The sequence below is a fragment of the Kribbella sp. NPDC050820 genome (assembly GCF_040653975.1).
Taxonomy (GTDB): Bacteria; Actinomycetota; Actinomycetes; order Propionibacteriales; family Kribbellaceae; genus Kribbella.
In genome coordinates this window covers 26,739-39,981 of the sequence record NZ_JBFAHB010000018.1, presented here as the reverse complement: position 1 = coordinate 39,981, position 13,243 = coordinate 26,739, and the positions used below count along the sequence as shown (strand labels likewise).

The window sequence follows — 13,243 nt, the reverse complement described above, 5'->3', positions numbered from 1 at the left end:
ATATGCCTCCCAAGTTAGCGGCTCACACCAGCCCGTACGGCGGGAATCACCCGACCTGCAACCAATTCGAGAGACCGCATCGCGGCCTTGTGCGACAGCGTCGGCAGCCGGAGCCAGTGCGCGAAGTGCGCGAACCGGGTCGCCTCGTGCAGCGCGACCAGCCGGGCGGCGACGTCGTCCGGGGTGCCGACGAGGTAGTCCACCCGGTTGAGCGGCGGCGGTTCGGTCCCGCCGTACGACGCGATTTCGCCTTCCAGGTAGGCGATTCCCGGCGCTGCGTCGTCCCACGCGCGGTCGGCGTCGTCGTCCACGTGCATGATCCCCGTGCAGATCAGCGGCGGTGGACTGCCGACCACCTTGTCCAGCAGCTTCCGCCGGGCGACCAGGTCGGCGGGCGTCGCGCAGTAGATGATCACCCCGTCACCCAGCCGTGCCGCCCGCCGCAAGCCGGCCGCGGTCACCCCGGCCACGTAGATCGGGATGTCGCTCCAGGGCTTCGGCGTCACCGCACCCGACCAGGCGTCCCGGATGACCCGGACACCCTCTTCCAGCAGCTTCCCGCGCCGCCGCCGGTCGACCCCGAACGCTGCGAATTCCCGCTCCGAGTACCCCTGCCCCACCCCGAGCATCATCCGTCCACCCGACACCTGGTCCAGCACGGCCGCGTCCTCGGCGACCCGCAACGGGTGGTGCAGCGGCAGGACCAGAATGTTCGTCCCCACCCGGATCCGCGACGTCCGCGCCGCGAGCACTCCGGCCATCACCAACGGCGACGGTAACATCCCGTCCCCGGTCAGGTGGTGCTCCGACAACCACACCGCATCGAACCCCAGCCGATCCGCAACCACCACCTCGGCAACCCGATCCGCGCCGTACCCACCCTCCCGAACATCCATCAACACCCCGAACTCGATCACCCAACCCACCCTCGCCCGCCCACCCGACGGCGTCCAATGCCGATCCGGCGCACAGTTCATGCGCCGGCGGTATCAGCTCAGCCAGGTGGGGCGGAGGGGGAAGTGGGCGTTGGAGTTGGGGTCCAGTTTTACGGCGAGGATTTGGTGGAGTTGGGTGTTGTTGCGTTCGAAGCCGACGCGGCAGGCGGCGAGGTAGAGGCCCCAGATCTTGGCGGTGGGGTAGCCGACCTCGGCGACCGCCTCGTCCCAGTGCGCCTCGAGGTTGTCGGACCAGGCGGCCAGCGTCAGGGCGTAGTGCTCGCGCAGGTTCTCCTCGTGGCGGACCTCGAAGCCGGCGTCCTGGGCCTCGGCGATGATCCGGCCGGAGCCGATCAGTTCGCCGTCGGGGAAGATATAGCGGTCGATGAAGGCGCCGGTCGAGCGGTAGCGGTTGTCCGGCCGGGTGATGCTGTGGTTGAGCAGCCGGCCGCCCGGCTTGAGCCGGTCGAGCAGGAAACCGAAGTACGACGGGTAGTTGCGCACGCCGATGTGCTCGGTCAGGCCGATCGAGCTGATCGCGTCGAAGTCCCACTCGGGGACGTCGCGGTAGTCCAGGAACCGCACCTCGGCGCGATCCGTCAGTCCATCGCGCTCGATCGCCTCGGTCGCCCACTCCGCCTGCGCCGACGACAACGTGACGCCGAGCGCCCGCACGCCGTACTCGCGGGCCGCGTGCCGGACCATGCCGCCCCAGCCGCAGCCGACGTCGAGAAGTCGTTGCCCAGGGCGCAGATCGAGTTTGCGCGCGACCAGGTCGTACTTCTCCGCCTGAGCCTGCTCCAGGGTCGCGTCCAGCGACGGGTAGACCGCGCAGGTGTACGTCATCGACGGCCCGAGGATCCACTCGTAGAAGCGGTTCGACACGTCGTAGTGGTGGTGGATGGCCGCGCGGTCCCGGGTCCGCGAGTGCCGCAGGCCCTCGAAGGTACGGCGCCACTTCGGCAGGTGCTCCTGCGGTGGCGGAGGCGGCGGCTTGAGGTGGCTCCAGCCCAGCCCGCGGACGATCCGCAGCGCCTCGGCGGGCGTCGGGCGATGGAAGTGCACCTGGTTGAGCATCATCTGCATCAGGCCGTACGGGTTGCCCGGGTGCACACCGGTGATCTCCAGGTCGCCCATCACGTACGCACGGACCAGGCCGAGGTCGCCTGGTGCGGTGAGGACGTAGGACAGCCCGCGCTCGGATGCGAGGTGCATGTGGATCTGCGAGTCTTCCGGTCCGGCCGCACTGCCGTCGTACGCCGTGAACCGGAACGGCAGCCCGTCCTGGGTCACGGCGGTCAGCGCCTCGGCGATCGAGACCCGGGTCTCCAGGGTGGTCATCGGCGTGTCACCGCCTTCTCGTAGAGCCCGGTCAGCCGGGCGTCGGGGTCGTACCGCTTCTTCACCTCTGTCAGGGCCGGGACGTTGTAGAGCCGGTCGAACGTGTCTCGGTCGTAGTAGGCGTCGGAGTACAGCGACTTGTGCCCGTCGAAGTCCGCGACGGCCGCCTCGATCCGCCGGTTGACGTCACCGTCCGCTGCGCCGGGAGCGATCGGCACGGTGCCCCAGAAGCCGACGTTCACGTACGTCGTCTCCGGCGTCAGCGGGTACAGCGGCCAGGCCGTCGTACCGCGCAGCCGCAGCGGGCACAACCACACCGGGCGCATCCCGACCTCGGCGTCGAACCAGCGCAGGAACGCGGCCAGCCTGGTGACCGGGATCTCCACGTCCTGGACCACGCGTTCGCGGTCGGGCTTGCCGCGACGGCGGTTGATGCGCGCGGCGACCTGGTGCCGGTTCTCGAAGCCGACGATCTTGTAGAACACGTCGCTGCGCCGCCAGCGCTTCGGCCAGAGCCGCCGTACCACTGGCTGCTGCGCGCCGAAGGCCGCCGAACACCAGAACCAGTCGGTGTCCCAGCGCCACAGGTAGTCGTGTGCGGTGAGGAAGTCCGTTTGCCGCTGCTGGATCGAGCGGTAGTAGATCTGCTGTCCGGTGTAGTCGCTCGTCTTCACCGCGGCGTCGCTGTTACGGCCGAGCGTCAGGTACACCTCGGAGGGTTTGAAGACGACCCCGTCCACGAAGTGCACCGGCTCGCCCTCGTACATGCCGGAGGCAACGATCTCCTCGATCGCCGGGGCCAGCCGGTCGAGCCCGACCCGGACGTGCCGGAGTGCGACGTACGGCGAGATCCGGTCGAGCTCGATCCGCAGCCGGGTCGCGTACCCGAGCGTGCCGTAGGAGTTGGGGAACGTGCGGAACAGGTCCGCGTGCTCGCCCTCGGGCCGCGCGGTGACGATGTCGCCGGCGCCGGTGAGGATGTCGAGTTCGAGCACGGACTCGTGCGGCAGGCCGGCCCGGAACGACGACGACTCGATCCCGAGCCCGGTGACCGCGCCGCCGAGCGTGATCGTCTTCAGCTGCGGCACGACCATCGGCGTCAGCCCGTACGGCAGGGTCGCGGCGACCAGGTCCTCGTACGTGCACATGCCCTGCACGTCGGCGGTCCGCGCGGCCACGTCGACGCTGATCACCCCGGTCAGCCCGGACACGTCGAGGCCTGGCCGATCGACCTCGGTCCGCGGCCGGAACAGGTTCGAGCTGCGTTTCGCCAGCCGCACCGGCTCCCCCTGCGGGATGCGCTGGTACGACGAACGCAGCCGCCCCACGGCCTGATCGTGATCGAGGGTCGAGGCCAGATCCGATGTCGAAGGCACCGATCCAATGTAATCCGGGGTGGTGGGGTGGGGAAGGAAATTGTCTGCGCGGGCGAGTAGGTTCGGGGGCATGGCTGATGTGAAGGCATGGGTGCCGTGGGAGGACGCGGAATCCACCCTCGGCGGAGTGCCCGCGGGTTTCGACGCGGAGTGGTACGCAGGGGGCGAGCGGCCGGCCTCACTCGACCAGGTGGAGTTCTACGTGCCGGCGTACATGGGCGGCTCCGACGTGGTCGAGGTGGTCCGCGACATGCCTGCGCTGAAGGTCGTGCAGCTGCAGACGGCAGGCTTCGAGAACGTGCTGCCACATCTGGCCGATGACGTGACCTTGTGCAACGCGCGTGGGGTCCACGACGCGTCGACCGCCGAGCTCGCGGTCGGCCTGATCCTGGCGTCGTACCGTCGGCTGCCGCGTGCCGTGCGCAACCAGGACCAGCAGGTCTGGCCGGCGTCGTACGACGAGATGGACGACTCGCTCGCGGACCGGACGGTGCTGATCCTGGGGTACGGGTCGATCGGGGAGGCGCTGGAGCGGCGGCTGACCGGGTTCGAGTGCGAGATCATCCGGGTCGCGCGGCGGCCGCGGGAGGGCGTGCACCCGATCAGCGAGCTGCCCGCCCTGCTACCGCTGGCGGACGTCGTCGTGCTGCTGACTCCGGCGACGGCCGACACGCGCGGGATGGTGGACGGCAAGTTCCTGGCGCAACTGAAGGACGGTGCGCTGCTCGTGAACGTCTCGCGTGGTGTCGTGGTGGACACCGACGCGCTGCTGACCGAGCTGGCCGGCGGCCGGATCCGCGCCGCGCTGGATGTGACCGATCCCGAGCCGTTGCCTGCCGGACACCCGCTGTGGTCGGCTCCGAACGTGCTGGTCAACCCGCACCGCGGCGGCGCCTCGACGGCGTTCGCGCCGCGGGTTGCCCGGCTGGTCCGCGCGCAGCTGGAGCGGTACGCGGCCGGCGAACCATTGATCAACGTGGTGGCGGGACCACCGCGATAAGGGAGGACGACGATGTCCGAGGCCGTACTGCTGATCGGGACCAAGAAGGGGCTCTGGATCGGCCGCAGCGACGCTGCGCGCAAGGACTGGACGCTGGACGGTCCGGTGAAGCAGTTCGAGATGCAGGGTGTGTACGCGGTCGGCATCGACACCCGCGGCGACCGGCCGCGCGTCTTCGCCGGCGGGACGAGTGAGCATTGGGGACCGGCCGTTTTCCACAGCGACGACCTGGGCGCGAGCTGGGACGAGCCGCCGGAGGGCTCGATAGGGTTCCCGAAGGACTCCGAGACCTCGCTCGAGCGGGTCTGGCAGATCCAGCCGGGTCCCGCGGGTCAGCCAGGCGTGGTGTACGCCGGGACGGAGCCGTCGGCGCTGTGGAAGTCGACCGACGGGGGAGTGACGTTCGAGCTCGTCCGCGGGTTGTGGGACCACCCGCACCGCAAGGAGTGGGGCGCCGGGTTCGGCGGGCAGGCGATCCACACCGTGCTGCCGCACCCGACGGATCCGGATCGGGTCAGCGTCGCGATGTCGACCGGCGGCGTGTATCGGACGGCCGACGGCGGCGCGTCCTGGGAGCCGGCAAACCAGGGGATCAAGGCCTACTTCTTCCCGGATCCGTACCCGGAGTTCGGGCAGTGTGTCCACAAGCTGGCCGCGCACCCGGACGTGCCGGAGCGGATGTTCGCGCAGAACCACCACGGCGTCTACCGGTCCGACGACGGCGGGTCGATCTGGAAGTCGATCGCGGACGGGCTGCCGTCGGACTTCGGCTTCCCGATCGCGGTGCACCCGCACGAGCCGGAGACGGTCTACGTCTTCCCGCTGGTCGCCGACGGGAACCGGATCCCGACCGAGGCGAAGTGCCGGGTCTTCCGGTCCCGCGACGCCGGGTCCACGTGGGAGCCGTTGTCGGAGGGACTTCCCGACGTCCCGTCGTACGCGCCGGTGCTGCGGGACGCGATGTCCACGGACACGGCCGATCCGGCCGGGGTGTACGTCGGCACGCGGGACGGCTGCGTCTACGCGAGCGCGGACGCCGGCGACACGTGGACCGAGGTCGCGCGGCACCTGCCGGACGTGCTCACGGTCCGCGCGGCGGTGATCGGCTGACATGGCGATCGCGGTGAAGCTGCCTACCGTGCTGAGACCGTTCGCGGGTGGCGCCGAGCGGGTCGAGGCCGACGGCGCCACCGTCGGCGAGGTCGTCGCCGCCTTGGAACCGGTCCTGCGGCGACGGCTGACCGACGAACAGGGCGCCGTCCGGCGACACGTGAACATCTACCTCGGCGACGACAACATCCGCGACCTGGACGGCCTCGGTACGGCGGTCCAGGACGGGGACGAGCTCGTGGTCCTGCCGAGCGTGGCGGGCGGCGCATGACCGACGTACTCCTGCTGACCGGCTCACCCGGGTCCGGCAAGACGACCGTGGCCCGCCTTGTCGCGACCGACGCGCCGCGGCCGACCGTGCACGTGACGACGGATGAGTTCTACCGCGCCATCCGCACCGGCTTCATCGCGCCGTACCTGCCGGAGTCCTCCCGGCAGAACGACGTGGTCGTCGACGCGATCGTGGCCGCGGTCGTCGTCTATGCCCGCGGCGGGTACGACGTGGTGGTCGACGGCGTCATCGGCCCGTGGTTCCTGCCGCCGTTCCTGAAGGCAGCGGCCGACGAGCAGTGGACGATGTCGTACGTCGTACTGCGCCCGGACCTGGACACCACGCTGACCCGCGCGCAGCAACGCGCGAGCGACGAGCTGAAGGACGTCGACGCCATCACCGGTCTGTACGGCGCCTTCGCCAACCTCGCCGAGCTGGAGTCGCACGCCCTCGACACCTCCGAGCTGACCGCCGAGCAGACCGCCACCGCCGTCCGCGAGGCCGTCGCCACAGGGGCCTATCGCGTCTGAAACCCGTTGCACGAAGGTGCAAAGCTCGTTTCGGCAGGCGGAATCGGGCCTACCATCGCGGCCATGGGGATCTTTTCGCGGAAACCGGTGGTGGGGGTTCCGGCGCAGGAGTTGCGGCTGGACCAGGCCTGGGCCGACGCGGAGCTCGACGCGGCGTACGCCTCGATCCGCGGTGGGGACCTGGCGGCCGGCCACGCCGTGCTGAGCGCGACGCCGCAGAGCACCGATCTGCGATCGATCCGGGTGATGGGGCTCGGCAAGGCGGCGGTCGGGCACAGCGAGCAGCTCGAGTTGCGGCTGGAGGCGGCGCCGGGCGACCCGGACCTGCTGGTGTGGCTCGGTCATACGCTGGTCTTCGAGGCGTGGGACGTGCGGACCGGACAACTCGCGCAGTACGTCTCCGAGCAGCGGTTCGCCACCTTTCACGACATTCTCCGTACGGCGGCCGAGGTGCTGGACTACGCGATCGCGTCGGCCCCGGACGACGCGGTGCCGTGGGAGGTGCTGCAGTGGGTCGCGACCGGCCTGCACGCGTCGGTCCAGGACAAGAACGACATCTTCCGCTCGGCCATGGAACGCAACCCGGTCAGCTACCAGGCGCACAGCGGGCGAGTGCAGGCGCTGGCTCCGAAGTGGTCGGGCCTGGACCTCGGGCAGATCGTCAGGTTCGGCCGTCAGGTGGTGACGAACGCACAACCCGGCAGCGTGCTCTGCTCGCTGTTCGCACAAGTCGTCAACGAACTCTGGGTCGAAACCCGCGACGTCGCCGATCGTCGAGAAGAACTACTGGCCGCCCGTGACAAGTGGATGCTCCCCGGCCGCCCCGCCGAAGCCGCCGACATCTCCGCCCACGGCGCCATGGCCTTCGCCCTCGATCTCACCGGCGCGAAACCCGCCGCCCTGCACCACGCCACCCAAACCCAAGGCCGCATCGAATCCCTCCCCTGGTCCTACACCACCGCCCCCGACCCCCTAACAGCCTTCACCCGCCTAGGCCGACAGTGACGGTGTAGTCGATTTACAGCGGCATAGAGTGAGGCCATGGTCGATGTGAAGCCACGTAGCCGGACAGTGACCGATGGACTCGAGGCGACTGCGTCGCGTGGGATGCTCCGGGCGGTCGGGATGGGTGACGACGACTGGGCCAAGCCGCAGGTCGGCGTCGCCTCGAGCTGGAACGAGATCACCCCGTGCAACCTGTCCCTGGACCGGCTCGCGAAGGCGGTCAAGGAGGGCGTGCACGCGGCCGGCGGGTACCCGCTGGAGTTCGGCACGATCAGCGTGTCCGACGGCATCTCGATGGGCCACGTCGGCATGCACTACTCACTCGTCAGCCGGGAGATCATCGCCGACTCGGTCGAGACCGTGATGGAGGCCGAGCGGCTCGACGGCTCGGTGCTGCTGGCCGGCTGCGACAAGTCGCTGCCCGGCATGCTGATGGCTGCCGCGCGGCTCGACCTGGCAAGTGTCTTCCTGTACGCCGGTTCCATCATGCCCGGCCGGCTCGGCGACAAGGACGTCACGATCATCGACGCCTTCGAGGCGGTCGGCGCCTGCGTGCGCGGCCTGATCACGCAGGACGAGGTCGACGCCGTCGAACGTGCGATCTGCCCCGGCGAAGGCGCCTGCGGCGGCATGTACACCGCGAACACGATGGCCGCCTCCGCCGAGGCGCTCGGGATGTCGCTGCCCGGCTCGGCCGCCCCGCCCGCGGTGGACCGGCGCCGGGACGGGTACGCCCGCAAGTCCGGCGAGGCCGCGGTCGGCCTGCTGCAGAAGGGGATCACGGCCCGGCAGATCCTTACCAAGCAAGCGTTCGAGAACGCCATCGCCGTCGTGATGGCGCTGGGTGGCTCGACGAACGCCGTACTGCACCTGCTCGCGATCGCACGCGAAGCCGAGGTGGACCTGACCCTGGCCGACTTCAACCGGATCGGCGACCGGGTGCCGCATCTCGGCGACCTGAAGCCGTTCGGCCGCTACGTGATGACCGACGTCGACCGGGTCGGCGGCATCCCCGTGGTGATGCGCGCGCTGCTCGACGCGGGCCTGCTGCACGGCGACTGCCTGACCGTGACCGGCAAGACGATGGCCGAGAACCTCGCTGAGATCGCCCCGCCAGACGTCGACGGCGTGATCATCCGCGCGCTGGACAAGCCGATCCACGGCACCGGCGGGATCACCATCCTGCACGGCTCGCTGGCGCCGGAGGGTGCGGTGGTGAAGAGTGCCGGCTTCGACTCCGACGTCTTCGAGGGTACGGCGCGGGTCTTCGACGGCGAGCGTGGTGCGATGGACGCCGTCGCCTCCCTCAAGCCCGGTGATGTCGTGGTGATCCGCTACGAGGGCCCGAAGGGCGGCCCCGGGATGCGCGAGATGCTCGCCGTGACCGGCGCGATCAAGGGCGCCGGCCTCGGCAAGGACGTGCTGCTGCTCACCGACGGCCGCTTCTCCGGCGGTACGACGGGACTCTGCGTCGGCCACGTCGCGCCGGAAGCTGTGGATGGCGGGCCGATCGCGTTCGTCCGCGACGGCGACCGGATCACGCTCGACGTCAAGAACCGCACCCTCGAGCTCCACGTCAGCGCCGCGGAGCTCGAGCAGCGCAAAGCCGGGTGGACCCCGAAGGCGCCGAACATCACCAAGGGCGTGCTCGGCAAGTACACCCGGCTCGTCCGCTCAGCTTCTGAGGGCGCGGTCTGCATCTAGCCGACGCCCAAGCAGTACGCTCTCGGTCCGCTATCGGTAAGACGGGGATCTCAGATCATGGGACGGTTAGCCGTCGAACTTGACCCGGTCGCGGTGTGTCGGCGAATGTTGCCTACATGCGATCGATTCTCCTCGTACTTGTGCGGCGCGCCGACTGACGCGACCACCGAGTCGAGCGCGCCCCTTCAGCCAACCCGGCGGAAGGGGCCTTTTTATTGAGCTCAGTTGTTGCCAGGGCGACTATCTGCGACCCAGATGTGACCTGACGACAGACAAGAGCGAGGATGGATCGGTCGCGACAAAGCCAACATCGTGACAGGACAGGAAGGCACTCATGAGTGAGCAGCTGACCGGGGCACAGGCTCTGATCCGCGCGCTGGAACATGCCGGAGTGGACACCGTCTTCGGCATCCCGGGTGGCGCGATCCTCCCGGCGTACGACCCGATGCTCGACTCGACCCAGATCCGCCACATCCTGGTACGTCACGAGCAGGGCGCCGGCCACGCCGCCCAGGGGTACGCCTCGGCGTCCGGCAAGGTCGGCGTCTGCATGGCCACCTCCGGCCCGGGCGCGACCAACCTGGTGACGCCGATCGCCGACGCCTACATGGACTCGGTCCCGCTGGTCGCGATCACCGGCCAGGTGGCCAGCGCCGCGATCGGCACGGACGCCTTCCAGGAGGCCGACATCCGCGGCATCACGATGCCGATCACCAAGCACAACTTCCTGGTCAACGACCCGAACGACATCGCCACCACGGTCGCCGAGGCGTTCTACATCGCCTCCACCGGCCGGCCCGGCCCGGTGCTGGTCGACGTGACCAAGGACGCGATGCAGGCCAAGGTCGACTTCCACTGGCCGACCGAGCTCTCGCTGCCCGGCTACCGGCCGGTGACCCGCCCGCACCCCAAGCAGGTGCGCGAGGCGGCCCGGCTGATCGCGGCCGCCGAGAAGCCGGTGCTGTACGTCGGCGGCGGCGTGATCCGGGCCCAGGCCGACGCCGAGCTGAAGGAGCTCGCCGAGCTGCTCGGCATCCCGGTGGTCACCACGCTGATGGCCCGCGGCGCGTTGCCCGACACCCACGACCTGCACTTCGGCATGCCGGGCATGCACGGCTCGGTGTCCGCGGTCGGCGCCCTGCAGCGGTCCGACCTGCTGATCTGCCTGGGCGCCCGCTTCGACGACCGGGTGACCGGCAAGCTCGACTCGTTCGCCCCCGAGGCGAAGGTGATCCACGCCGACATCGACCCGGCCGAGATCGGCAAGAACCGGGCCGCCGACGTGCCGATCGTGGGCGACTGCAAGGAGGTCATCACCGACCTGATCGCCGCCCTGCGGACCGAGATCACGAACACCGGCCGCACCCCGTCGTACGACACCTGGCGCAAGCAGCTCGAGGCGGTCCGGGCGAAGTACCCGGTCGCGTACGACGAGCCCGACGACGGCACGCTGTCGCCGCAGCACGTGATCGAGCGGATCGGCAAGATCGCCGGCCCGGACGCCGTCTACACCGCCGGCGTCGGCCAGCACCAGATGTGGGCCGCGCACTACCTGCCGTTCGAGAAGCCCGGCCACTGGCTGAACTCCGGCGGCCTCGGCACCATGGGGTACGCCGTCCCGGCCGCGATGGGCGCGAAGGTCGCCCGGCCGGACAAGACCGTGTGGGCGATCGACGGCGACGGCTGCTTCCAGATGACCAACCAGGAGCTGGTCACCTGCGCGCTGGAGGGCATCCCGATCAAGGTTGCCGTGATCAACAACCAGTCGCTGGGCATGGTCCGGCAGTGGCAGACGCTGTTCTACGACCAGCGCTACTCCAACACCGACCTGCACTCGGCCCGGATCCCGGACTTCGCCAAGCTGGCCGAGGCGATGGGCGGCGTCGGGCTGCGCTGCTCCGACCGGGACTCGGTGGACGCGACGATCGAGAAGGCGATGGCGGTCCACGACGCGCCGGTCGTGGTCGACTTCGTGGTGCACCGCGACGCGATGGTCTGGCCGATGGTCGCGGCCGGCATGAGCAACGACGAGATCCAGATCGCCCGTGACATGGCGCCGACCTGGGACAGCGAGGAGCTGTAGCCGTGACTGAGCGAAGCGAAGGAACAATCCAACACAGCGTAACTTGTGCCTCATCGGCGCCCGGAGCGAAGCGAGGACGTCGATGAGTAAGCACACATTGTCGATCCTGGTCGAGAACAAGCACGGTGTGCTGGCCCGGGTGGCGGCGCTGATCTCGCGGCGCGGGTTCAACATCGACTCGCTCGCGGTCGGCCCGACCGAGCATCCGGAGGTGTCCCGGATGACCATCGCGGTCAGCGTGGACGAGCAGCCTCTGGAGCAGATCACCAAGCAGCTGAACAAGCTGGTGAACGTGATCAAGATCGTCGAGCTCGAGCCCAGCCAGACGGTTCAGCGTGAACTGCTGCTGGTGAAGGTCAAGGCGGACACCCTGACCAGGGGACAGGTGCTGGAGACCGTCCAGCTGTTCCGTGCGAAGGTGGTGGACGTCGCACCGGACGCGATCACGATCGAGGCGACCGGTAATCCCGACAAACTCGAGGCCATGCTCCGGGTGCTGGAACCCTTCGGCGTCCGCGAGCTGGTGCAGTCCGGCATGGTGGCGATCGGACGGGGCAGCCGCTCCATCTCCGACCGCACCCTGCGGCCGGTCCCGGTGCCACCGCCACACGTCGCTTCGGGCACCCCGAACGTCCAGGCACAGCCCGCCGGCGATCGACCGCACCCGGTTCCGGCGCCGCCGCCGGGCCGATCCGTGGCCCGGCACAGCTGAGTCGCAGCGCCGTACCGAATTTCACTACAGAGGAGAAGAGCCCAAAGTGGCAGCTGAAATGTTCTACGACGACAACGCCGACCTGTCGGTGATCCAGGGCCGCCACGTGGCCGTACTCGGCTACGGCAGCCAGGGCCACGCCCACGCGCTGTCGCTGCGCGACTCCGGCGTCGATGTCCGGGTCGGCCTGCCCGAGGGTTCCAAGAGCCGCGCCAAGGCCGAGGCCCACGGCCTGCGCGTGGTCGCCCCAGCCGAGGCGTGCGAGGAGGCCGACGTGATCGTCGTCCTCGCGCCGGACCCGGCGCAGCGCAAGCTGTACACCGAGGCGATCGAGCCGAACCTGGTCGACGGCGACGCGCTCGTCTTCGGCCACGGCTTCAACATCCGGTTCGGCTACATCAAGCCGCCGGCCGGTGTGGACGTGTTCATGGTTGCCCCGAAGGGCCCGGGCCACCTGGTCCGCCGCGAGTTCTCCGAGGGCCGCGGCGTCCCGGTGCTGGTCGCGGTCGAGCAGGACGCCGGCGGCAAGGCCTGGGACCTGGCGCTCTCGTACGCCAAGGGCATCGGCGGCCTGCGGGCCGGCGGCATCAAGACCACCTTCACCGAGGAGACCGAGACCGACCTGTTCGGTGAGCAGGCCGTCCTCTGCGGTGGTGTGTCGGCGCTGATCCAGGCCGGCTTCGAGACGCTCACCGAGGCCGGCTACCAGCCCGAGGTCGCGTACTTCGAGTGCCTGCACGAGCTCAAGCTGATCGTCGACCTGATCTACGAAGGCGGTATCGCCAAGCAGCGCTGGTCGGTCTCCGACACCGCCGAGTACGGCGACTACGTGTCCGGCCCGCGGATCATCGACGCGTCGGTGAAGGCGCGGATGAAGGAGGTGCTGGCCGACATCACCGACGGCACCTTCGCCGCCCGGTTCATCGCCGACCAGGACGCCGGCGCGCCGGAGTTCGCCGAGTTCCGCAAGCAGAGCGAGTCGCACCCGATCGAGGCCGTGGGCAAGGAGCTGCGCGGCCTGATGGCGTGGGTCAAGTCGCACGACGAGGACTACGTCGAGGGCACCGCAGCCCGCTGACGCGCACGAAGCAGAGGTCCGGGGCACCCAGGTGGGTGGCCCGGACCTCTGCTTTTGGCACAATCAGTGACGAGTCCGACGCGGGTGTGGGGGAGGTG

At 69.6% G+C, this 13,243-nt stretch carries 11 protein-coding genes and 1 pseudogene; 9 read left to right on the top strand and 3 right to left on the bottom strand.

The genetic code is table 11. The features are described 5' to 3' along the window. Positions 1-14: 14 nt before the first annotated feature. The 3 genes from AB0H36_RS18125 to AB0H36_RS18115 form a co-directional block, all read right to left on the bottom strand. Positions 15-917 carry an LLM class flavin-dependent oxidoreductase gene (locus AB0H36_RS18125; RefSeq protein ID WP_360523916.1) on the bottom strand — a complete coding sequence of 301 codons (903 nt, stop codon included), beginning with the start codon at positions 915-917 and terminating at the stop codon, positions 15-17. A gap of 72 nt (positions 918-989) precedes the next feature. Next, entirely contained in the window at positions 990-2,276 is a 1,287-nt protein-coding gene (locus tag AB0H36_RS18120; RefSeq protein WP_360523913.1) for a cyclopropane-fatty-acyl-phospholipid synthase family protein, read from the bottom strand. Beyond that, positions 2,273-3,652, bottom strand: coding sequence for an FAD-binding oxidoreductase (locus tag AB0H36_RS18115; RefSeq protein WP_360523910.1), 1,380 nt, complete (start codon positions 3,650-3,652; stop codon positions 2,273-2,275). The genes AB0H36_RS18120 and AB0H36_RS18115 overlap by 4 nt, the downstream gene beginning before the upstream one ends. Positions 3,653-3,722: 70 nt before the next feature. On the opposite strand from AB0H36_RS18115, the gene AB0H36_RS18110 reads away from it, so the two are divergent. The 9 genes and pseudogenes from AB0H36_RS18110 (at position 3,723) to ilvC (ending at position 13,145) form a co-directional block, all read left to right on the top strand. Beyond that, positions 3,723-4,652, top strand: coding sequence for a 2-hydroxyacid dehydrogenase (locus tag AB0H36_RS18110; protein ID WP_360523907.1), 930 nt, complete (start codon positions 3,723-3,725; stop codon positions 4,650-4,652). 12 nt (positions 4,653-4,664) lie between these two features. Beyond that, positions 4,665-5,762 carry an exo-alpha-sialidase gene (locus AB0H36_RS18105; RefSeq protein WP_360523904.1) on the top strand — a complete coding sequence of 366 codons (1,098 nt, stop codon included), beginning with the start codon at positions 4,665-4,667 and terminating at the stop codon, positions 5,760-5,762. A gap of 1 nt (position 5,763) precedes the next feature. Then, entirely contained in the window at positions 5,764-6,033 is a 270-nt protein-coding gene (locus tag AB0H36_RS18100; RefSeq protein WP_360523901.1) for a MoaD/ThiS family protein, read from the top strand. Beyond that, positions 6,030-6,563, top strand: a complete 534-nt coding sequence (locus AB0H36_RS18095; protein ID WP_360523898.1) for an AAA family ATPase — start codon at positions 6,030-6,032, stop codon at positions 6,561-6,563. The genes AB0H36_RS18100 and AB0H36_RS18095 overlap by 4 nt, the downstream gene beginning before the upstream one ends. Before the next feature lie 63 nt (positions 6,564-6,626). Then, positions 6,627-7,568 (top strand): hypothetical protein, encoded by a 942-nt coding sequence (locus AB0H36_RS18090; protein ID WP_360523895.1) that lies wholly within the window; start codon positions 6,627-6,629, stop codon positions 7,566-7,568. A 36-nt stretch (positions 7,569-7,604) separates the two neighbouring features. After that, positions 7,605-9,272: a dihydroxy-acid dehydratase gene (gene ilvD / locus AB0H36_RS18085; protein WP_360523892.1), complete on the top strand. Its 1,668-nt coding sequence runs from the start codon at positions 7,605-7,607 to the stop codon at positions 9,270-9,272. A 334-nt stretch (positions 9,273-9,606) separates the two neighbouring features. Continuing rightward, positions 9,607-11,355, top strand: a complete 1,749-nt coding sequence (locus AB0H36_RS18080) for an acetolactate synthase large subunit (protein WP_360523889.1) — start codon at positions 9,607-9,609, stop codon at positions 11,353-11,355. 82 nt (positions 11,356-11,437) lie between these two features. Further along, positions 11,438-11,941 (top strand): annotated as a pseudogene (ilvN, locus tag AB0H36_RS18075) (acetolactate synthase small subunit); the annotation flags it as partial. Positions 11,942-12,125: 184 nt separating this feature from the next. Then, positions 12,126-13,145, top strand: coding sequence for a ketol-acid reductoisomerase (ilvC, locus tag AB0H36_RS18070; RefSeq protein ID WP_360524142.1), 1,020 nt, complete (start codon positions 12,126-12,128; stop codon positions 13,143-13,145). Positions 13,146-13,243: the final 98 nt, after the last annotated feature.